This is a genomic window from Azospirillum sp. HJ39 (genome assembly GCF_041507355.1).
GTDB classification, from domain to species: domain Bacteria; phylum Pseudomonadota; class Alphaproteobacteria; order Azospirillales; family Azospirillaceae; genus Azospirillum; species Azospirillum thiophilum.
Map to the genome: position 1 here is coordinate 1,287,969 of NZ_CP167911.1, position 20,723 is coordinate 1,308,691.

A 20,723-nucleotide genomic window follows, 5' to 3' on the forward strand; every position below is an offset into this window, starting at 1 on the left:
CCCGCTCATCCGATCACGCCCAGCCTGCGCCAGACCGGCAGGCTGTTGCGCAGGCACCAGCCCATGCTGTCGGCGATGGCCTGCCGGCCGGCGCCGTCGGCATTCTCCGGGGCGGCCAGCCGCCGCAGCGCATGGGCGACCAGTGCCTCCAGCTCTTCCGGCACGTCCTGGGCGAGCCCGTCATACAGCAGCGCCTCCACCGTGCTGACATGCAGGCCGGCCCCGCCGACCGAGGCGGCGAAGGCGCTGCTCTTGCGCCCCTCGCTGGTGGCGAGCTCGTTGGCGACGGTCCGGTTGTGGGCCAGCACCCCCGGCAGCGGCGTCACCGTCTCCGGCGGGTTCGGCACCGGCAGCGCCTGGCTCGAGCCGGTCAGCATGCCGGCGATCTCGACCGCCGACAGGTTGCCGCCGGCCTGCCGGACCTCCGGCAGCTCCATCAGCTCGCCGATGCGGCGCGGCCCCTCGGCCAGCGCGTCGAAGATCGGCTCGTAATGCCTGGCCTCCAGCGTCGCCTCGCCCAGCGGCACCTGGATGGCGGTGCGGGCGTCGCCGCGCGGGACGATCAAGGCCATCGCCATGTCCATCAGCATGGCGTCGCGCTGGGCCACGCTGATGCGCCGCGCGCCGCGGACGAAGACGTCGCGGCGAAAAGGGCGGCCGACGCAATAGTCCTTGAAGGTCTCGCGCAGGCTGGGCACGCCGATGGCGTCCAGCGCCTTGCGCTGGTCCGGCGTCAGCGACAGGTCGGGATAGTTCTCGAACAGGGTGGCGGAGCCGGCATAGGTCAGCTTCGCCTCCCCCAGTTCGCGGGCGACGTCGACATGGTAGAGCGGCTGCCAGCTGCCGTTGAGGTACTCGTGCGCCAGATAGACCGACTGCTCGGCGTCGTTCTTGGACTTGGTCTCGCCGCGCAGCTTGCCGAACATCGCCTCGTCGCCGAGGATCTTGGCGCCGGCCTTGTAGAGCTGTTCGGCGAAGTCGAGGCCGGCCTTGACCTGCCGGTCGCTGCGGTCGTGGATCAGGCCGGAATACTCATACAGCAGCCGCTGGAGCGGCATCATCGGCGCCCAGCCCGGCATGGCGTTGTAGCTGACATAGACCAGCCCGCCCGGCTTCAGCTTCTTCGCCAGGAAGCGCGCGATGGCGCCGCGGTTCATCGGGCTGACCCAGCTGTAGACGCCGTGCAGCGTGACGAAGTCGAACTGCGGCAGCTCCGGCCCCTCGCCGTCGGCCAGCTCGGCGAAGCTCGCCTCGTGGAAGGCGATGTTGGTCAACCCGGCGGCCTCGGCGGCGTCGCGGGCGCGGGCGATGTGGGCGGGGTGGAAGTCCACCGCGTGGAAACGCCCATGCGGGTTGGCCGCCGCGAACAGCGCCACCGTGGTGCCGTGGCCGCAGCCGAGCTCGCAATAATCGAAACCGCCTGCCGTCGAGGGCGGGGCGATGCCGTTGATCAGGCAGCTCAGCGTCAGATGCGCCGGACCCTGTTCACGGTAGAAGCCCGGCAGATATTCGATGTCCGACACATAGCCGGCACTCCAGTCGCTCATTGGGTCCTCGTCCTTCTACGGAGTGCGGAGGGCGCTGTGCCCCCTCCCCAACCCTCCCCCGCTTCGCGGGAGAGGGGGCTGCTCTTCCCTCTCCCGCGAAGCGGGGGAGGGAGGGGCCCGCTCGCAAGAGCGGGAGGGAGGGGGCACCACGCCCGCACGCCTCACAAATCCTGTACCGGAAACACCGCGTCCGACCGCTCGACCGGGCTCGGGGCGTGCAGCACCCAGCCGTTCCAGCCGAGCCGCGCGCCGCCGCGGTCGTCCTCGCCCTCGGCCAGCCGCGCCGCCGGCACCTCGGCGGCGACCAGCGTCACCTGAAGCTCGAAATCCAGCTCCGGCCCGACATAGATGCGGACCAGATCCTGCAGCTTCCGGAACTCGCGGCCTTCCGGCATGAAATCGCGGAACTGGGCGCGGTCGAGCGGGCCGATGCGCAGGCGGAACTTGCCCTGGACGTCCCAGGCGCGGTCGCCGGCCAGCGCGTCGATGCCCAGCCGGCAATGCTGCCCGTCCGGTTCGGACAGGCTGGGCAGGCGGGTCTGCCCGTCCGGCGCGATCGGCAGCCAGCCGCCGACGAAGCTCTCCACCGTCACCGGCCGGCCGAGGAAGTCCGACAGCATCTCCTGCAGGTCGGCGGCCGAACGGGGACCGCGCGACAGCAGGCCGGAGTAATGGAGCAGCGTCGCGTCCTCGACCGCCAGCCGCTTGGCGAGCGACGGCTGGCCGATGCCGACGAAGCTGCCGATGGCGGTGCTGACCGGGTCGGGCTCGCGCTCCCCCTGGCCGCGCTCGAACGACACCGGCAGCCGGTACTTGGCCCAGGCGCGGTAGAACAGCGAGAAGCTGCGGTGGTGGAAGATGTCGAAGAAGTCGCGCAGCGCCCGATTCCGCTCGCGCAACGACCGAATCATCTGCTCGGTGTAATGCTGCGGCAGCACGCCCAGCGGCCCGACCAGCCCGAGGAAGGCGCCGACCAGCGTCGGCGGCCGTCCGTCGGCTGCCGCCTCCGCCGCCGCCACCTGATTGCCGGGGAAGGTCAGCGAGGTCTCGGCGCGCAGGCGCACGACCTCCTCGCGCGGGTCATGGTCGTGGCCCACGGCATGGCGGCGCGCGGTGCGCGGATCGCGCGCGTCGCGCCGGGCCTGCCATTCCAGCACTCGCACCGCCTGGAAGAAATCGAAGCGGTGGGGGGTGCGGAACAGCCGGTCGATCACAGAAGCGGGCGGTTGCCGGCGCGGGCGGGCCATGTGCGGAGCACTCCGGTGCGGCCCTTGACCGTAGCGGTCAGCCGCGTGAAGGAATTGATCGAGCAGTACAGCCCAAGGAAATGGTCGAGGATCATCGCCAGCAGGAACATGCCGCTGCCGCTGAAGCGCTGCGGGTCGAATTCGATGCCGACGTCGATGCCGCGGCAGATGGCGTCGCCCCAGGCGACGTCGTCGGGACGCGACGGCGCCCGCGCGGTGCCCCGCCTGGTCGTCACCTTGACGATCCCGTCGGCGATGCCGCGCGTCTCGGCGGAATTGCGGAAATCGTAGAGCCGCAGGATCTCGCGCAGCGCCTCCGTCCCCTCCTGGCCGCCGCTGATCGACAGATGGTTCAGCAGCAGGTGGGAGACGAGGCGCCAGCGATGGCCCTTGCGCTCGGCGATGCGCAGCGTTGCGGTCGGCGGCGTCAGGCAGGCGACGCCGGCCACCGCCGCCATGCCTTCCGTCAGCTTCAGGTGCGGATGGCCGCCGCCATAGGGCAGCTGTCCGGGCAGGTCGCGGTTCAGGCAGGTGGTTTCCACCGACAGCACCGAATCCGCCGGGCTGGACGGGTCGAAATCGAGGTCGACCAGCGCCAGATGCACCTCGGTGCCGGGATCGCGCCCGCCGGCCGGGCGGCGGCTGGCGGTGTAGTAGGTGCGGGTTGCCGCCTCCGCCCCGCCGTGGCGCAGGCCGTAGAAGGGCAGGAAGCGCCGCTGCGTGCCGTCCGGATCGGTCGCCAGCACGCCGTCGACCGAATGGACCTCCAGTGCGCCGGGACGCCGCGCGTCGGGAACGACGCGGTGCTCGTGCTGGGTCTGGGTCAGCGCCACCGGCTCGGCCCGCTGGCGGAACAAATTGACCACCGGTGTGCAGCCCAGCGCGAAATTGTCCTTCGACACCGCGCGCTCCAGGTCGCCGTCGGTGCTGTTCAGGTAGATGAACACCTCCAACGTGTTGCCGGCGCGGCGCAGCACCTTCGGCGAGATGTCGAGGTCGAAGAACAGGAACTTCTCGGGGAAGGCGAAATACTCGGTCAGCAGCCGGTAGCCGCCATGCGAGCGGGCGGGGTAGGGCAGCATGCCCTCCTCGTCGCCGAAGCCGACCGGGCGGATGGCGCCACTGCCGAGGATGACCGCCTTCTCGTCGCGCGGATCGTCGGCCAGCGCCACCGAGACGGCGTTGTTGAAGATCAGCTCGTGCAGGGCATAGACCTGCTGCGGCTGGCCGCGCAGGAAGAAGCGCAGGGTGTGCGGCCCCAGCTCGGTGAAGGACATGTCCGGCACGCGGCAGCGCAGGGTCAGCCGCAGGGCCGCCACAGCGTCGGCCGCCCGCGGGTTGGGCGGCGCCACCAGCGGCCGGCCGGCCAGCACCGCCTGATCCAGCTCGATCGGCCACAGCGTCGCCGGATAGACGGTGCGGAAGCGGCAGGTTTCCCCGCGCAGCGCCTCGGTCTCCAGCTCGGTCCCCTTCGCCACGATGTGGGAGCCGGTCAGGTCCGGGCTGCTCTTCATCTGCACCACCGCCATCGACGGGATCGGCGCGAGGTAATGCGGGTAGAGCACGTCGAGCAGCGTGTCGACCAGCTCGGGATATTCGTCGTCCAGCTTGCGGCTGATGCGGGCGTTCAGGAAGGCGACGCCCTCCAGCAGCCGGGCGACATGCGGATCCTCCACCGCGTCGGCGCTGAGCCGCAGCCGGCCGGCGATCTTGGGATGCGCCTCCGAGAACTCCGCCGCCATGCGGCGCAGATAGGTCAGCTCGCGGTTGTAGTATGGGAGGAGTTCGTCAGCCACGGCTCTTGCTCGTCACGGTGACCATGTTGGAGGTCGGATCGACCACCGAATCGAAGACCATCGGTTCGGGCGCCGGGTCGGCATGGATCAGCGCCTCGATCCGGAAGCGCAGGGTGCGGTCGGCTGGATCGCTGTTGTCGACCATGGCCACGGCCAGATGGGCGAAGCGCGGTTCCCAGCGCCGGATCGCCGCCTCGATCTTCGCCACCACCTCGCGCCGCCGCGATTCGGTGGCGACATTCTCGACCAGCAGGTCATGGCAGCCATAGCCGAGGATCGAGTCCGCCAGCTCCGTCAGGTCGTCCGGCCAGCCCAGCACCCGCCGCCGGGTGTTCAGCAGATTCTCCAGATCCCGCCGGATCGCCGCCCGCAGATGCGCGACCGTGTGCGGCCGCGGCGCCACATGCTCCGGCGTGTCGTCGAGCAGGCGGTCGAGGACCGACAGGGTGATGGACTGGTTGCTATCCATGGAGTGGCTTTCCTACAATCCCCCGCCCCGACCCTCCCCCGCTCTCAGCGGACCTGCGGTCCGCCTGTCGCGTCAGCACAAAGCGGAGCTTTGTGCGAGAGCTGGGCGGGGGAGGGGGATCGGTGCTTGTTCGGGAGAGTGGCGGCAGTCCCTCCCCCGCGAGAGCGGGGGAGGTCAGGTGGGGGCACCGGAGGAAAGACCTCACACCGTGCCCGAGAACTCCAGCGTTCCCAGCTGCAGCATCGGCACGCTCTCATCGCCGACCAGGAAGCAGCGCTGGCCGGTGCCGCGGACCGGGGCGTCGGGGTCGTCCGACCATTCCGTCACCCGGCCCAGCTTCACCGCCGTTTCGGCGTCGGCCGGGGCGCCGCCATAGAGCGTCGGCAGATAGACCTCGCCGTCGGGGCCGCCGCGCACCACCATGTGGGCCGGGCGCCACAGCAGGTCGCGCGGCCGTTCGGGCGCGCGGAACTCGACCAGTTCCACCGTCTCGGTGGCGATCCAGAAATACTTGCCGGTGCTGGTGTAGACCTCGAAGAAGCCGCCGGTCAGGTCGTCCAGGTCGCGGAAATCCTCGAAGGCGACGCCGTCATGGCTGCCGGACATCGGCGGGCGCAGCTCCTCGGCCTGGGCCAGCTTGGCCACCGCGTCGGCGATCTCGCCGGCGCGCAAGGCGACCAGCGCCTCCAGATGCAGGCGCAGATGGTCGGCCGGCTGGTCGATGAATTCCGGCACGCGGCCGTCGGCGAACAGCTGGCGCCGGGCCTGCTCGGCGCGCACCAGCTGGCGGAACAGCGCCATGGTGATGGCGACCTGCGGCTCCTGCAGGCCGATGGTGTCGAGCTGGAGGTCGGCGCGCTCCAGGTTGCCGGCGAAGCTCAGCAGCTCGGCCAGGAAGACGCGGCGGTCGAGATCGGTCGGGTTCTTCTTGATCTCGCCGTTCAGCGTGGTGATCGCCTCGTCGAGGCGGCCCGCCTGGAACAGTTGCGCTGCGGTTTCGCTCATGATCGGTGTCTCTCCCTGGATGGAGCGGCTGAACGGGTCAGGCGGCCCCGCCGGTTTGTGCCAGTTCGGTCACCAGCTTGAAGGTCGAGAAGACCTGGTCGAGCTGGAAATGCGGCCGCAGATGGATGATGCACTGGTAGTTGCCGGGCTTTCCCGGGATGGCGCGGACCTGGATGCTGCCCTCGCGCAGCGGATAGCGCGCCTTCTGGTCCTGGCTGGCGTCGTCGTTGCCCAGGCAATAGCCGTGCAGCCAGCTCTGCAGGTCGCGCTCGCATTGTTCCGGCGTGACGAAGGCGCCGATGCGGTCGCGCACCATCACCTTCAGGAAATGGGCGAAGCGCGCCACGCAGAACATGTAGCGCAGCATGGCCGACAGCCGGGCGTTGGCCGTCGCCGTCGTGTTGGTGAACTGGCCGACCCGCTGGACCGACTGGTTGCCGTAGAACACCAGGTAGGGGGTGTCCTTGCAGCGGCTGACCGGGATGAATCCCAGCTCGTCGAGGTCGCGTTCCAGCTGGTCGGAGATCGAGACCTCGACCGAGAATTTCTGCGCGACCTTCGCCTCGTCGGTGGCGAAGTCCGGCACCACCAGCTCGGTCACCAGCCCGCCGCTCACCACGTCGCGCTGCGCGCCGCGGATGTCGGCGAACCAGCCATGCTGGAGGAAGGAGCGGATCAGCACGGTGCCGAAGGCATAGACCGCGTTGCCCCAGCAATGGTCCTCCAGCCGCAGCCCGCCGCGCCCGGCGACCAGCCGGTCGCGCTCGGTGTCCCACAGCTCCAGCGATTCCTCGCGGAAGCGGAAGCCGTGGCGGGCCTGCGGGTCGTCGCCATAGGGCTCGCGCATCAGCACGCGCGGCAATGCCACGCCGACGAAGCGCGAATCCTCGGTTTCCTGGAAGCGTTGCCAGCGCTGGTATTCGGCCTGCCGCAGCACCGTCTTCATGTCCAGCGGCAGGCCCAGCTCGTGGAAGGTCTCCAGCCCGAACAGCTCCGGCGCCGCGCCGACGATGGCGGGGGTGAAGGCGGCGGCGGCGACCTGGGCCAGCCCCTTCAGGCCGGACACGTCGTCGGTCGGCCGGTCCTTGCTCGGGCGGTGCTGGACGGCGTAGTCGCACAGCAGCACACCGTAGGGGCGGCCGCCGGGCATGCCGAACTCGTCGCTGTAAACCTTGTTGAACAGCTGGCTCTGGTCGAACTCGATGGCGCGTTCCTGGTCGCGGCACAGTTCCGGCCAGGTCAGGTTCAGCAGCCGCAGTTCCACCGTCTCGGCGGACTGCGCCTGCTTCACCAGCGTGCGCACCCCGCGCCACGAGCCTTCCAGCGACTGGAAACGCCTGTGGTGCAGGATGGCGTTGACCTGGTCCGACAGCAGCGCGTCGATCGCCGCGATGTCGCGGTCGAGCGCGGCGCGCAGCCGGTCCAGGCTGTCGTAGACGGGAAGCGTGATGCCGAACCACAGGCGGAGCGCGTCGCCCGGCCCCTTCGCCGCCAGGAAGGCGTCGAGGAGGCCGGAATCGTCGCGGCCGAGCGCCATGTCGACCGCCCGCAGGCGCAACGGCCGCTCAAGGACCGTCGCGTCGGCGTCGGCGTCGTGAAGATCGGCCGCTGCCTCGCTCATGCGGCTATCAGCCGGCCTGCGGGATGCGGGCGACCATGCGCATGGAGGTGGTCAGCTCCTCCATCTGCAGCCACGGGCGCATCCAGGCGACGGCGTTGTAGGAGCCGGGCTTGCCCGGGATCTCCTTTACCTGCACCGACGCCTCGGCCAGCGGATACTTCGCCTTCATCTCCTGGCCGGCGGCCTCGTTGCCGTTGACGTAGTTCAGGATCCAGCGGTTCAGCCACGCCTCGCAGTCGCTGGCCTCCATGAAGGAGCCGATCTTGTCGCGGCCCATGATCTTCAGGTAGTGGGCGAAACGCGAGGTCGCCATGATGTAGGGCAGGCGGGCGGAGATCGCGGCGTTCGCGGTCGCCTCCGGCCGGTCGTACTTCTTGGCCTTCTGCGCGGTCTGGGCGCCGAAGAAGACGGCGTAGTCCTGGTTCTTGTAGTGGCAGAGCGGCAGGAAGCCCAGCTTCGACAGCTCGGCCTCGCGGCGGTCGGTGATGCCGATCTCGGTCGGGCACTTGGCGTCGCTGTCGCCGTCGTCCGAGGTGAAGGTGTGGAAGGGCAGGTTCTCGACCTTGCCGCCGCCCTCGGCGCCGCGGATGGCGGTGCACCAGCCATACTGCGAGAAGGCGTTGGTCAGGCGCTGGCCCATCGCGTAGGACGAGTTCATCCAGCAATAGTCGTTGTGGTGCATCGGCCGGGCGACGCCGCCCTCGTACGGGGCCTCCTCGTACTCGAACTCCTCGATCGGCTTGGTGTTGGCGCCGTAGGGCATGCGGGCCAGCACGCGCGGCATGGTCAGCGTGACGAAGCGGCTGTCGTCGCTCTCACGGAAGCTGCGCCACTTGGTGTACTCGACGCTGTCGAAGATCTTCTCCAGGTCGCGCGGCTTCGACAGCTCGGTCATGTCCTCGAAGCCGAACAGCTTGGGGCTGGCGGCCGAGATGAAGGGCGCGAAGGCGGCGGCCGCGACGTTGGAGACGCCGGTCAGCAGCTCCATGTCGTCGGGGTGGTTGGTGAACTCGTAGTCGCCGATCAGCGCGCCGTACGGCTCGCCGCCGGCGATGCCGAACTCGTTCTCGTAGATCTTCTTGAACAGGTGGCTCTGGTCGAACTCGACCGCCTTGGAGATGTCCTTGTACAGGTCCTTCTTCGGGCAGTTCATGACGCGGATCTTGAGGTTCGCCCCCGTCTCCGAGTTCATGACCAGATAGTTCAGCCCGCGCCACGATCCTTCCAGCTTCTGGAACTTCTCGTGGTGCATGATCGCGTTGAGCTGCTTGCTGATCTTGGCGTCGATCGCGGCGATCGCCTTGTTGATCGTCTGGCCCAGGTTCTTGTTGAAGGTGACCGTGCCGGCCAGCGCTTCCTGGGTCAGGGTGCGCAGCAGCTCCTGCGCACGGTCCGGCTCGGTCTGCTTGGTGGCGGCGATGGCCTGGTCGAGGATCGAGAGGCCGGTACCTTCGGCAACGGCGCCGGTGGCGCCTGCGCCCTGGGCTTGAGCGTCGCTCATCGGATCAACCCTCCTTCTTCTCGGTGCCCAGCTCGCCGCTCAGGGCGGCCAGCTCGTCGGTGTTCTGCAGCACGCGCTCCAGCAGCCCTTCCAGCTCTTCCGAGCGGTCGGCCTTGCTCAGCAGGTCGCGCAGCTGGTTGCGGGTCTCCAGCAGCTTGCGCAGCGGCTCGACCTGCTGGACGACGCGGCCCGGCTCGAAATCCTCCATCGACTTGAAGGCGAGATCGACCGACAGCTGGGTGCCGTCTTCGGCCAGCGTGTTGTCGACCTTCATCTTCAGGCCGGGCGTCATGCGGGCCATGACGTCGTTGAAGTTGTCGCGGTCGACCTGGATGAACTTGCGGTCCTTCAGCGGCTTCAGCGCCTCGGTCGGATCGCCCGAGAAGTCGCCGAGCACGCCCACGACGAAGGGCAGCTCCTTGACGACGGTCGCACCTTCGGTCTCGACGTCGTAGGTGATGTGGACGCGGGGCTTGCGCACGCGATCCAGCTTCTGGTGGATACTCGCCATGTGATCGGACCTCCCTGCTCACGCCGTAGGATAGGCGGTGATCGTCAATACCCGGATTGTTCGGCCGGCGGCGGCGCCTTGGCGCCGGACGCGATGAAGAATTGCCGACGGGTTTCCTCGTCGGTGATGAGTTCCTGCAGGAGTTCCTGCAACGGCATGCGGCCGCGGCGCACCACCTCCTCCAACGTGTAGGAGATGGGGGAGTGCGGCTCCGTCTTGCGGAAGAAATCGGCGACCTGCAAGAGGACTTTGAAGCCCTCCTCGCGGGTGGCGACGGCGCCGCTGGCCTGGGCCTTCGCCGCCGCGGCCACCGTACCGCCCCCGCCGCCGGAGGCCACGGGGTCGGCCGGGCCGGCCGCCGGCGCCGCCTCGGCCGGCTCGTCGCCGGAGAGCGTCGCCAGCCGGTCGCGCGCGGCATAGTTCACGGCATCCAGCGCGGCGGTCAGCACGTTGCGGATGTTGCCGGCCGGCGGCGCGTCGTAGCCGGCCTTGTCGTAGAGGATCTTGCCCAGCGTCTCGAACGCGTCGATGGCGCCCTGGATGTCCTCGACCAGAATCTTGAATTCCGACGCCGGGGTCTCGCGCACGCTCTGCTCGAACTGCTCCCAGGTGACGGCACCGTTGTCGATGCGCGCCTGGCGGCGCGTCTCGTCGGTGATCTTCGCCAGCTCGACAGCCTGCTCGTACTGCCAGAGCGAATAGGCGCTGTCGCCCAGCGTCAGCGGCACCTTGCGGATCGGCTGGATCAGCGTGCCGTCGGCCGATTCCCCGTTCAGGCCGGTCAGCGGGCCGACGCGGGTGGAGATGCCGTCCTCGTCGGGGGCGGGATAGAGGGTGTCCCAGAAACGCTCGACCAGGCCGCGCGCCAGGGCGAAGCCGTCGCGCAGGCCGGCATATCCCTGGGCCCGCAGCAGCGCCTCGATGAACCAGGCGGTGACCTCGAGATCCTTGGCCTGGGTGCGCAGGATCCGCGGGCTGACGTCGAGGATGGTCCGCCATTCCGGCAGAAGCCCGCCGGCGTCGTCATCCACATCCATCGACCGTTCGGCCGCACGCGCGGCGCTGCGGGCATCCTTGACCGTGTAGTAATCCGCCGAAGCATTCTCGCGGAGGTCGATACCGGTTTCGGACTCTCCCTCGATCGGCTGTAACAATTCCTCGATATCGAAAAGCTGCGGTGTCGGCATGAAGGAAAGCACCCTTTCCGCATTCATATGACGGGAGTCGGAGCCGGCAGGCGGTGCTACCCGATTTTGGGATAAGCGTTCGCGCCGACAAATTGATAGCGTTACTTATGTTGGTTCGACAAGGCTATTCGTCGTGCCCGGCCCATCCGGCGGAAATATTGCATATGCGTAACAATTCAGCGGTAGTGGTAGCCCGACAAGCTTGACGAATCGAAATTGCGAATGGATGCTGCCGGTCTGACGTCGGAACGAACCCATCCGGGATTTCCCTCAAGCGATGACTCGCGACGCATCCAGTCCTGCGATCTTCGGCCTCATCGCCGAAGCCGATGCGGCAGCCGGGAGTCCGGCGGCTGCGCCCGTTCCCGTTCCGGTTGAAAAGCGCGACGCCGCCGGCCGCCTGATCGCCCGGGTCGGCATCGCCGCCGGCAGGTTGGAGGGGCCTTGCCTCTTCTATGCGGAGGATGGCGAGACGGTGGTGTCGCGGATGACGTTCCGGGCCGGCCTGCCGGTCGTGCCGCCGCCGCCGCAGGTCATCGCCTCGCCCTTCCTGCCGGTTGCGCCGTCGGCGCCCGGCGATTCGCCGTTCTGACCGGCCGGAGATACGGACGATGCCCCCAGCCGCCCGCTTCGGCGACTTCATCAAGCAGGACACCCCGCACTGCCACGCGCCGATCCATCCGCCGGCCCTGGTGCCGACGCCGACGCCGCATCCCGGCCTGCCGCTGGCGATCATGCTGGGCAGCCCGACGGTGCTGATCGGCAAGATGCCGGCGGCGCGGCTGACCGACATCTCGGCGCCCTGCATGCTGCCGGGCTGCATCCCGGCCGGGCCGGGCATGATCTCGCAGGGGTCGGGAACGGTGCTGATCAACAATCTCCCCGCCGCGCGCATCAACGACATGACCGCCCACACCAGCTGCGTCGCGCCGATTCCGGGGCCGGTCGGCAAGGTGATGCCGCCCGGCTGTCCGACCGTCATCATCGGCGGCTGAGCGGATGAAATTCGGCCATTTCGAAGCCCTGCGCCCGGTCTGCCCGCGCTGCCTCGCCAACCGCGGCGCCGCGGTGCCGCTGGCGCCCGGCATCGTGGAGGAGGCGACCGCGGACTCGGTCCGCTGGGGCACGCTGGTGTGCGGCGACCCGGCTTGCGCGATGGAGTATCCGATCGTCGACGGGGCGCCGATCCTGGTGCCCGACCTGCGCGGCTGGATGGCGGCCAACGCCCATCTGCTGACCATGCGCGCCGACATTCCGGCGGCGATGGAAGGGGTGCTGGGCGACGGCTTCGGCCCCGACAGCGCCTTCAACGCCACCCGCCAGCATCTGTCCAGCTACGGCTGGGACCATTACGGCGACCTCGATCCCGCCACGCCGGCCGGGGAGGCCGCGTCGGTGGTGCGCTGCCTCGCCGCCGGGCTCGACCGGCTGGGGCCGCTGCCGGCCGGGCCGGCGCTCGATCTCGGCTGCGGCGCCGGGCGCACCTGCTTCGAACTGGCGGCGCGCGGCGGCGGGCTTGTGCTCGGGCTGGACCTGCACTGGCCGCTGCTGACGCTGGCGCGCCGGGTGATGGAGCGCGGCGAGGCGGTCTTCCCGCTGCGCCGCTCCGGCATCGCCTATGACCGGCGGCAGGTGGAGGCGCGGTTCGATGCGGCCGGGCAGGTCGATTTCTGGATCGGCGACGCGCTGTTCCCGCCCTTCGCCCCGCAGGGCTTCGCGCTGGTGGCGGCGATGAACGTGCTGGATTGCGTGGCGTCGCCGCCGGCGCTGCTCCATGCCATCGACCGCTCGGTGGCCGAGGGGGGCGGCGCGCTGCTGGCGACGCCCTTCGACTGGTCGACCCAGGCGACGCCGGTGGAGGCCTGGCTGGGCGGCCATTCCCAGCGCGGCGACGATGCCGGCCGCTGCGAGGCGATGCTGGCCCGCCTGCTGACGGCGGGGGCGCACCCGCAATCGGTCGGGCGGCTGCACGTCCATGGCGAGCCGCTGGACATGCCCTGGACGGTTCGCATGCATGACCGCGCCTATATGCAGTACAGGACGCATCTGGTCATGATGCGCGCATGAAGCGGGAAGGAAAGAGCATCGGACCGCCGATCCTGCGAAGCATCGCAGTGGATTTTTCCAAATGGCTTGGCCACAGTTCGACTTGCAGCCGCGGGACGAACGGACCGGCCGGTCAGGCGAACCGGATCGGGGCGAGCGGGCGTTCCGGGTGCTCTGCCCGCAACGGTTGAAGTAACAGAGGTCATACGAAGGGGGTGGAGCTATGGTTGCGGTCGATCTGCAGAGCATGATTTCCCGGCTGAATCCTCTGTGCCGGCGGGCGCTGGAGGCTGCGGCCGGCCAGACGCTGTCGCGCACGCACTATAATTGCGAGATCGAGCACTGGCTTCTTCAGCTGATCGGCGCGGCCGACGGCGACATCTCCGCCATACTGCGCGTCTATGAGATCGATGCCGGCCGGCTGTCGGCCGACCTGACGCGGGTGCTGGACAAGCTGAAGACCGGCAACAGCCGGGCACCGGCGCTGTCGCCCAACCTGGTGCAACTGATGCGCGAGGCGTGGGTGCTGGCGTCGCTGCAATATGGCGAGGGGGCGGTGCGCTCCGGCCATCTGCTGGCGGCGCTGCTGTCCGACGAGTCGCTGGCGGCCCAGGCGCGCGACATGTCGGGCCAGTTCGCCCGCATCACGCCGGACACCCTGCGCCGCGATCTGCCCAAGATCGTCGCCGACACCGCCGAGGCGCGGACCTCCGCCCCGGTCGGCGCTCCCGGCGCCGGGGCCGCTGCGGGCGGTGCGGCCGGCGGTGCGCCGAAGGCGGGCGGGGCGACCCCCAACCTCGACCAGTACACCATCGACCTGACCGACCGCGCCAAGAACGGCAAGATCGATCCGGTGCTGGGCCGCGACGCCGAGATCCGCCAGATCATCGACGTGCTGACCCGCCGCCGTCAGAACAACCCGATCCTGACCGGCGAGGCCGGCGTCGGCAAGACGGCGGTGGTCGAGGGCTTCGCGCTGCGCATCGCCACCGGCGACGTGCCGCCCGATCTCCGCAATGTCCGCCTGCTGTCGCTCGACCTCGGCCTGCTCCAGGCCGGCGCCGGCATGAAGGGCGAGTTCGAGAACCGGCTGAAGGGCGTGATCGACGAGGTCAAGGGCTCCAGCCAGCCGATCGTCATGTTCATCGACGAGGCGCACACCCTGATCGGCGCCGGCGGGCAGGCGGGTCAGAACGACGCCGCCAACCTGCTGAAGCCGGCGCTGGCGCGCGGCGAGATGCGCACCGTCGCCGCCACCACCTGGGCCGAGTACAAGAAGTATTTCGAGAAGGACCCGGCGCTGACCCGCCGCTTCCAGGTGGTTAAGGTGGAGGAGCCGGCGGAGCCGGCCGCCGTCGACATGATGCGCGGCCTGACCGCCACCCTGGAGAAGCATCACAAGGTCCGCATCGTGACCGAGGGGCTGATCGAAGCGGTCCGGCTGTCCAGCCGCTACATCCCGGCACGCCAGCTGCCCGACAAGGCGGTCAGCCTGCTCGACACCGCCTGCGCCCGCGTGGCGATGAGCCAGACCGCGACCCCGCCGGCCATCGAGGACCGCCGCCGCACCATCCAGCTGACCGAGACCGAGGTCGCGATCCTGGAGCGCGAGGAGGCCATCGGCATCGACCATGCCGAGCTGCTCGCCGCGCTGAAGGACAAGATCGCCGCCACCCAGGCCGACCTGGAGGCGCTGGAGGCGCGCTGGACCAAGGAGCTGGAGCTGGTCCGCGCCATCAACGAGACGCGCGACCAGCTGGTCGCCGCGCACGAGCAGTCCAAGGCGCCCGCCGCCGAGGGGGCCGCTGCGGCCGAGCCGCTCGACGACGACGCGCTGAACGCCAAGCTCAGCGCGCTGACCGGCGAGCTGGCCGCGCTGCAGGGCGAGGATCCGCTGGTCAAGGTCGCGGTCGACGGGCAGGCGGTGGCCGAGGTGGTCGCCAACTGGACCGGCGTGCCGGTCGGCCGCATGGTTTCCAACGAGATCAAGACCATCCTCTCGCTGGCCGACCGGATGAAGGAGCGTATCATCGGCCAGGACCATGCGCTGGACGCCATCGCCCAGGCGATGTGGACCAGCCGGGCCAAGCTGACCGACCCGCGCAAGCCGATCGGCGTCTTCCTGATGGTCGGTACGTCGGGCGTGGGCAAGACCGAGACGGCGCTGACGCTGGCCGACCTGATCTATGGCGGCGAGCAGAACGTCACCACCATCAACATGACCGAGTACAAGGAGGAGCATAAGGTTTCGCTCCTGCTGGGTTCCCCTCCGGGCTATGTCGGCTTCGGCGAGGGCGGCGTGCTGACCGAGGCGGTGCGCCGCCGGCCCTACAGCGTCGTCCTGCTGGACGAGCTGGAGAAGGCCCATCCCGGCGTGCAGGACATCTTCTTCCAGGTGTTCGACAAGGGCACGATCAAGGACGGCGAAGGCCGCGACATCGACTTCAAGAACACCGTCATCATCATGACGTCGAATGCCGGCACCGACCTGATCCACAAGCTGTGCGCCGATCCGGAGACTGCGCCCGACGCCGACGGCCTGCTGGAGGCGCTGCATCCGGAGCTGCAGAAGAGCTTCAAGCCGGCCTTCCTCGGCCGCTGCACGGTCATCCCCTATTTCCAGCTGTCGGACGAGAATCTGTCGAAGATCGTCGTCCTGCAGCTGAACCGCATCGCCAAGCGGGTGGTGCAGAACTACAAGGCGGCCTTCAGCTATTCCGACGATCTGGTCCAGAGCATCGTCGGCCGCTGCCAGGAGGTGTCGAGCGGCGCCCGCAACATCGAAACCATCCTGGGCCGCACGTTGCTTCCGGAGATCTCGTCCCGCATCCTCGCCCGCATGGGCGATGGCGAGCCGATCACCCGCGTCCATGTCTCGGTCGATGGCGAAGACCGCTTCGTCTACGACATCGCCTGACGCCCCGGGGCGGGGCCGCAAAAAGTGGCGGGCGGTGACGCCCGTCACAGCGACCGCCTCAATTCTTTCGTAACCATACTGTACAGATCACGCTTACCTGCTAAGACCGACCCTTAAGAGAGCGAGGAGACAACCATGGCGATCTACATCAAGTACGACGGCATCGACGGCGAGGCCACCCACGAGACCCACAAGAAGTGGCTCGACGTCGGGTCGCTGCAGTGGGGCGTCGGCCGCGCCATCAGCACCCCGTCGGGTGCGACCACCAACCGCGAGGCGTCGGAGCCGTCGGTGTCGGAAGTGACCATCACCAAGCTGATGGACAGCTCCTCGCCGAAGTTCTTCGTCGAGTCCTGCACCGGCGCCATCGGCAAGAAGGTGCAGATCCACCTCGTCACCACCGGCAGCCCGGGCAACACCTATGCCGAGTACACCCTGACCAACGCGCTGGTCTCGGCCTACTCGATGTCCTCGGGCGGCGACCGTCCGTCGGAGTCGATCTCCATCAGCTTCACCAAGATGGAGTACAAGTTCATCCCCTACGACGACAAGAACAAGGCCGGCACGCCGATCTCGGTCTCCTACGACCTGTCGACGACCAAGAGCGCCTAAGTTCGGCTCCGCTTGCCCCGACCCTAACCCTCCCCCGCCTTTGGCGGTGGAGGGGATCTCTCCCTCCCCCGCGAAGCGGGGGAGGGTCGGGGAGGGGGCAAAAGCTCTTCCATATCAGCAACTTTCCCAACACAAGTAGGACCAAGCCCGCATGTCGGATGCGCCCACCATCTCGCAGACCGGCCGGCTTCTGTCGCTGACCTCGCCGCTTGGCGCGGACGCGCTGATCCCGGTGGCCGTCGAGGGGGAGGAGGGGCTGTCGCGCCTGTTCCATTACACCGTCTCGATGATCTCGCCGCGCATGACCATCGCGCCGGCCGACATACTGGGCAAGTCGCTGACGCTGTCCATCGCCCGCAAGGGCGGCAGCCCCCGCGTGATCAACGGCATCGTCAAGAGCTTCTCCGCCGGGCCGCTCGCCCTGCGCGGCTATCGCCGCTACACCGCGGAGATCGTGCCGGCGCTGTGGCTGGCCACCCTGCGCTCCGATTGCCAGGTGTTCCAGGAGAAGACCGTCGTCCAGATCGTCGATGCCATGCTGTCCGACTGTGGCGTGACCGAGGTGAAGAAGCAGGGGCTGTCCGGCACCCACAACGCCCGGCCGGTCTGCGTCCAGTACCGCGAGACGCATTACGATTTCATCGCCCGCCTGCTGCAGGACGAGGGCATCTATTTCTATTTCCAGCACGAGGCCGGCAAGCACACGCTGGTGCTGAGCGACAGCGCGTCGGGCTACACCGACTGCCTGGACAAGGACGTCGTCCATGCCGCCGCCTCCCAGGGCAACATGCTGGCCATCGACAGCTGGTCGCATTCCCAATCCTACGTGTCCGGCAAATGGACGCTGAAGGACTATAATTTCGAGACGCCCAGCACCGACCTGTCGGCCAGCACAACCACCGTGCTCGGCGTGTCCGCCTTCAAGTCGCACGAGCGGTTCGAATATCCCGGCAGCCACATGGTCAAGGCCGACGGCACCACCCTGTCCCGCCTGCGGATGGAGGAGACCGAGACCGGCTACGAGCGGGTGGAGGCCGGCGCGACCTACCGCGGCCTGTTCTCCGGCGGCAAGATCTCGATGACCGACCATGCGGTGAGCGCCGAGGTCGGCAAGGGCTATGTCCTGACCGAGCTGGCGCTGAGCGCGCAGGACGAGAGCCATCTCGGCAACAGCGGAGCGCCGCCGCACTTCTCCTGCCGCTTCGCCGCGATCCCCGAGGCAACCGTGTTCCGCCCGCCGCCGGTGCCGCGCCCGCGCACCCACGGGCCGGACACCGCGGTCGTGGTGGGTCCCAGCGGCGAGGAGATCTACTGCGACAAGTACGGCCGGGTGCGGGTGCAGTTCCATTGGGACCGCAAGGGCGCCAACGACGAGAAGAGCTTCGTCTGGCTGCGCGTCGCCCAGACCATGGCCGGCAAGAGCTGGGGCACGATCTTCACGCCGCGCGTCGGCATGGAGGTGCTGGTCGACTATATCGGCGGCGACCCCGACCGGCCGCTGATCGTCGGCTGCGTCTACAACGCCGAGAACATGCCGCCCTACACGCTGCCCGACAACAAGACCCAGAGCGGCATCAAGACCCGCTCCAGCAAGGGCGGCGACGCGGCGACCTTCAACGAGCTGCGCTTCGAGGACAAGAAGGACGCGGAGGAGATCTACTTCCACGCCCAGAAGGACTTCACCCGGATGGTGGAGAACGACGACAAGTTGACCGTCGACCACGACCAGACCATCACCGTCAAGAACGACCGCACCGAGACGGTGTCGGAAGGCAATGAGTCCGTCACCATCGCCAAGGGCAACCGCAGCCTCACCGTGTCGGAGGGCAACGACACCCACGCGGTCACCAAGGGCAACCGGACCCTGACGGTGGGGGAGGGCAACCGGACCGTCACCGTCTCCAAGGGCAACGACACCCACACGGTCAGCAAGGGAAACCGGTCGGTCGAGGTCGGGCAGGGCAACGACAGCCTCAAGGTCGGCCAGGGCGACATGTCCATCGACGTCAGCCAGGGCGACTATACGCTGAAGCTCGGCATGGGCGACGTCTCGGTGACGGCCAGCACCGGCAAGATCACCCTGCAGGCGACCACCTCCATCGAACTGAAGGTCGGGGCCAACAGCCTGAAGATCGACCAGACCGGCGTCACCATCAAGGGCACCATGGTCAAGGTGACAGGCGATGCGCAGGTCCAGATCAAGGGCGCGATGACCCAGGTGAACGGCGATGCCATGGTCCAGGTCAAGGGCGGCGTGGTAACCATCAATTGACGAACCGCCCTCCACACTGGGGCGGTCTTGCGAGCGGGGTTGGGACGGTGGAGATCGGGCTGTTGCCGAAGTTGCGGTTCGCCCGCGCGGCCGAAGCGGTCGCGGGGCTGGACCTGTCGCCGGAGGCCAAGGCGCTGTTCGCGCCGAATGCCCCGACGGCGGCTTTCCTGAAGGCGTTGATCGACGCCGAGCTGTATGTGGACGCGATCCGGCTGCTGGGAATGGCCCTGCCGCGGCGCGAGGCCGTGTGGTGGGGCTGTCTGGCCGCCCGCGGCGCGCTGCCGCCGGAGCCGGCCCCGGCCGACGCCGCGGCGCTGGCGGCGGCGGAGGCCTGGGTCTACCGCCCGACCGAGGAGAACCGCCGCGCCACCTTCGCCCCGGCCGAGGCGATGAATTTCGAGACCGCCTGCGCCTATGCCGCCATGGCCGCCTTCTGGTCGGGCGGCAGCCTCGCCCCGCCCGAGGCGGCCGTGGTGGTGCCGCCGGGCGACGGGCTGACCGGCACCGCCTGCGCCGCCGCCGTCCTGATCGCCGCCGCCGCGGTGCCGAAGGAGGCCGTCGCCCGCCAGCGCGCCGCGCTGGTCCAGGCGCTGGACATCGCCAACGGCGGCAGCGGCAAGATGGGGGCGTGATCCGATGAAGCTGCGCCTGACCCTGATCCAATGCCCGCCCGCCCAGGGCGGCGACATTTCCCGCGACCTGGGAACCGGCCGCCTGGTGATCGGCCGCGGTCCCGATTGCGACTGGGTGCTGAACGACACCGAACGGATGCTGTCCAAGATCCACTGCATGGTGGAGTTCAAGGGCGGCGTCTACATCGTCATCGACAGTTCCACCAACGGCGTCTTCCTGAACGACGCGCCGGCCCCGATCGGGCGCGGCAACTCGGCGGTGGTCGGCGAGGGCGACCGGCTGCGGATGGGCGGCTTCGTCATGCGCGCCGGTTTCGCCGCGGACGAGGCTCCGGCCGCCAACGACCCGTTCCTCGCGGTGCTGCGCGGGTCCGACGCGCCGGCCGGCTCCGCCCCCGCCGCCGGGGCGGCGGACGACCCCTTCGCCCTGCCGGCCTTCGGGCGCGGCCCGATGTCGGTGATGGCGATCCCGGAGGATGACGACCTGTTCGGCGGGCAGCCGGATGGCGGCGAGTCCTGGGGCAGGCCGTCCGGCGACGCTCCGCGCGGCTTCGGCGGCTGGCAGCGGACCGCGGCCGGCTCCGGCGGCGGCGCGGATCCCGACTGGCCCGGTTCGGCCCAGCCCGATTTCGCCCCCGACAGCTTCGGCACCATGCGCGTGGCGACCGAGCGGGAGCCCGGTGCGGCCTTCCAGCCGCCACCCTCGCAACCGCAATCCTCCGCGTCCGCCATTCCCGACGATTGGCTGGACGACCCGGTCGACCTGACGCCGCCCGCCGCGTCTCCGGCCGCGCCCTTCGGCGCCCCCGGCTTTGCCCAGCCCGCGGACGCCGTTCCGCAGCCTTCCCCCGCACCGGCCGTTCCGCCCGCCGACTGGGGCGACGACTGGGCCGACGAACCGCTGGCCCCGCCGGCCTTCGGCGCCCGCGCGCCGGCATCCGCCACCCAGCAGTCACCGCTCCAGCCGCCCCCGTTCGAGCCGCCGCCCTTCCAATCGCCCGCGGGCTCCGACGCCCTGACCGGCCTGCTGGTCGAGGTGGTGCTGTCGCTGATGCGGCGGCAGGCGGCGCTGGAAACCCGGTTCGGCCTCGATCCGGAGGAGACGCTGGCGCAGGGCGGCTCGGTCCTGCGGCGTGCCGCCGATGCCGGTGAGGCGCTGGCCGGCCTGCGCGCCCTGCCGCCGGCCGAGGCGGAGGCGCTGCTGCGCGCCGCCGCCGCCGACGGCGAGGCCCACCAGTCGGCCCTGCTGGCGGCGGTGCGGGAACTGACCGGCGAGGTCGCCGACGGCGACGCCCGGCTGGCCGCGCTCTATCGCCGGCTGCTGCCGATCCACCGCCATGCGCTTGGCGGCTGAGCGGGA

17 protein-coding genes are annotated in these 20,723 nt (G+C 69.3%); 8 read left to right on the forward strand and 9 right to left on the reverse strand.

Annotated elements, in window-relative coordinates:
- Nucleotides 1–5 precede the first annotated feature (5 nt).
- The 9 genes from ABMY26_RS19365 to tssA all read right to left on the reverse strand — a co-directional run bounded on the left by ABMY26_RS19365 (nt 6) and on the right by tssA (nt 10,884).
- Nucleotides 6–1,547 carry a methyltransferase regulatory domain-containing protein gene (locus ABMY26_RS19365; RefSeq protein ID WP_372398802.1) on the reverse strand — a complete coding sequence of 514 codons (1,542 nt, stop codon included), beginning with the start codon at nt 1,545–1,547 and terminating at the stop codon, nt 6–8.
- A gap of 161 nt (nt 1,548–1,708) precedes the next feature.
- Entirely contained in the window at nt 1,709–2,794 is a 1,086-nt protein-coding gene (tssG, locus tag ABMY26_RS19370) for a type VI secretion system baseplate subunit TssG (RefSeq protein ID WP_372398803.1), read from the reverse strand.
- On the reverse strand, nt 2,758–4,590 hold the full coding sequence (gene tssF, locus ABMY26_RS19375) for a type VI secretion system baseplate subunit TssF (protein WP_372398804.1): 1,833 nt from the start codon (nt 4,588–4,590) through the stop codon (nt 2,758–2,760). The genes tssG and tssF overlap by 37 nt, the downstream gene beginning before the upstream one ends.
- Entirely contained in the window at nt 4,583–5,059 is a 477-nt protein-coding gene (gene tssE / locus ABMY26_RS19380) for a type VI secretion system baseplate subunit TssE (protein ID WP_372398805.1), read from the reverse strand. The genes tssF and tssE overlap by 8 nt, the downstream gene beginning before the upstream one ends.
- Nucleotides 5,060–5,260: 201 nt before the next feature.
- Entirely contained in the window at nt 5,261–6,064 is an 804-nt protein-coding gene (locus tag ABMY26_RS19385; RefSeq protein WP_372398806.1) for a type VI secretion system accessory protein TagJ, read from the reverse strand.
- 37 nt (nt 6,065–6,101) lie between these two features.
- Nucleotides 6,102–7,685, reverse strand: a complete 1,584-nt coding sequence (gene tssC, locus ABMY26_RS19390; protein WP_372398807.1) for a type VI secretion system contractile sheath large subunit — start codon at nt 7,683–7,685, stop codon at nt 6,102–6,104.
- Between the two features lie 7 nt (nt 7,686–7,692).
- Entirely contained in the window at nt 7,693–9,186 is a 1,494-nt protein-coding gene (tssC, locus tag ABMY26_RS19395; protein ID WP_045580327.1) for a type VI secretion system contractile sheath large subunit, read from the reverse strand.
- Between the two features lie 4 nt (nt 9,187–9,190).
- Nucleotides 9,191–9,697, reverse strand: coding sequence for a type VI secretion system contractile sheath small subunit (gene tssB / locus ABMY26_RS19400; protein WP_045580326.1), 507 nt, complete (start codon nt 9,695–9,697; stop codon nt 9,191–9,193).
- A 44-nt stretch (nt 9,698–9,741) separates the two neighbouring features.
- Nucleotides 9,742–10,884 (reverse strand): type VI secretion system protein TssA, encoded by a 1,143-nt coding sequence (gene tssA, locus ABMY26_RS19405; protein WP_372398808.1) that lies wholly within the window; start codon nt 10,882–10,884, stop codon nt 9,742–9,744.
- Nucleotides 10,885–11,161: 277 nt separating this feature from the next.
- Here tssA and ABMY26_RS19410 point away from each other — a divergent pair, with 277 nt between their 5' ends.
- The 8 genes from ABMY26_RS19410 (at nt 11,162) to ABMY26_RS19445 (ending at nt 20,717) form a co-directional block, all read left to right on the forward strand.
- Nucleotides 11,162–11,476, forward strand: coding sequence for a hypothetical protein (locus tag ABMY26_RS19410; protein WP_372398809.1), 315 nt, complete (start codon nt 11,162–11,164; stop codon nt 11,474–11,476).
- 19 nt (nt 11,477–11,495) lie between these two features.
- A complete protein-coding gene (locus tag ABMY26_RS19415) occupies nt 11,496–11,879 on the forward strand; it encodes a PAAR domain-containing protein (protein WP_372398810.1) in 384 nt (127 codons plus the stop codon).
- A gap of 4 nt (nt 11,880–11,883) precedes the next feature.
- Nucleotides 11,884–12,951, forward strand: a complete 1,068-nt coding sequence (locus ABMY26_RS19420) for a methyltransferase domain-containing protein (RefSeq protein ID WP_372398811.1) — start codon at nt 11,884–11,886, stop codon at nt 12,949–12,951.
- A gap of 202 nt (nt 12,952–13,153) precedes the next feature.
- On the forward strand, nt 13,154–15,847 hold the full coding sequence (gene tssH, locus ABMY26_RS19425) for a type VI secretion system ATPase TssH (protein WP_372398812.1): 2,694 nt from the start codon (nt 13,154–13,156) through the stop codon (nt 15,845–15,847).
- A 135-nt stretch (nt 15,848–15,982) separates the two neighbouring features.
- Entirely contained in the window at nt 15,983–16,459 is a 477-nt protein-coding gene (locus ABMY26_RS19430; RefSeq protein WP_045580320.1) for a type VI secretion system tube protein Hcp, read from the forward strand.
- Between the two features lie 151 nt (nt 16,460–16,610).
- Entirely contained in the window at nt 16,611–18,731 is a 2,121-nt protein-coding gene (locus ABMY26_RS19435; protein ID WP_372398813.1) for a type VI secretion system Vgr family protein, read from the forward strand.
- A gap of 62 nt (nt 18,732–18,793) precedes the next feature.
- Nucleotides 18,794–19,363: a hypothetical protein gene (locus ABMY26_RS19440; protein WP_245636656.1), complete on the forward strand. Its 570-nt coding sequence runs from the start codon at nt 18,794–18,796 to the stop codon at nt 19,361–19,363.
- A gap of 4 nt (nt 19,364–19,367) precedes the next feature.
- The gene (locus ABMY26_RS19445) at nt 19,368–20,717 is read left to right on the forward strand and encodes an FHA domain-containing protein (RefSeq protein WP_372398814.1); all 1,350 of its coding nucleotides are present in this window, start codon (nt 19,368–19,370) and stop codon (nt 20,715–20,717) included.
- Nucleotides 20,718–20,723 lie beyond the last annotated feature (6 nt).

Bases quoted from the DNA above. Each gene is read 5' to 3' on its own strand.
- ABMY26_RS19365 (WP_372398802.1), bottom strand. From the start codon at position 1,547: ATGAGCGACTGGAGTGCCGGCTATGTGTCGGACATCGAATATCTGCCG.
- tssG (WP_372398803.1), bottom strand. From the start codon at position 2,794: ATGGCCCGCCCGCGCCGGCAACCGCCCGCTTCTGTGATCGACCGGCTG.
- tssE (WP_372398805.1), bottom strand. From the start codon at position 5,059: ATGGATAGCAACCAGTCCATCACCCTGTCGGTCCTCGACCGCCTGCTC.
- ABMY26_RS19385 (WP_372398806.1), bottom strand. From the start codon at position 6,064: ATGAGCGAAACCGCAGCGCAACTGTTCCAGGCGGGCCGCCTCGACGAG.
- tssC (WP_372398807.1), bottom strand. From the start codon at position 7,685: ATGAGCGAGGCAGCGGCCGATCTTCACGACGCCGACGCCGACGCGACG.
- tssC (WP_045580327.1), bottom strand. From the start codon at position 9,186: ATGAGCGACGCTCAAGCCCAGGGCGCAGGCGCCACCGGCGCCGTTGCC.
- tssB (WP_045580326.1), bottom strand. From the start codon at position 9,697: ATGGCGAGTATCCACCAGAAGCTGGATCGCGTGCGCAAGCCCCGCGTC.
- tssA (WP_372398808.1), bottom strand. From the start codon at position 10,884: ATGCCGACACCGCAGCTTTTCGATATCGAGGAATTGTTACAGCCGATC.
- ABMY26_RS19410 (WP_372398809.1), top strand. From the start codon at position 11,162: ATGACTCGCGACGCATCCAGTCCTGCGATCTTCGGCCTCATCGCCGAA.
- ABMY26_RS19415 (WP_372398810.1), top strand. From the start codon at position 11,496: ATGCCCCCAGCCGCCCGCTTCGGCGACTTCATCAAGCAGGACACCCCG.
- ABMY26_RS19420 (WP_372398811.1), top strand. From the start codon at position 11,884: ATGAAATTCGGCCATTTCGAAGCCCTGCGCCCGGTCTGCCCGCGCTGC.
- tssH (WP_372398812.1), top strand. From the start codon at position 13,154: ATGGTTGCGGTCGATCTGCAGAGCATGATTTCCCGGCTGAATCCTCTG.
- ABMY26_RS19430 (WP_045580320.1), top strand. From the start codon at position 15,983: ATGGCGATCTACATCAAGTACGACGGCATCGACGGCGAGGCCACCCAC.
- ABMY26_RS19435 (WP_372398813.1), top strand. From the start codon at position 16,611: ATGTCGGATGCGCCCACCATCTCGCAGACCGGCCGGCTTCTGTCGCTG.
- ABMY26_RS19445 (WP_372398814.1), top strand. From the start codon at position 19,368: ATGAAGCTGCGCCTGACCCTGATCCAATGCCCGCCCGCCCAGGGCGGC.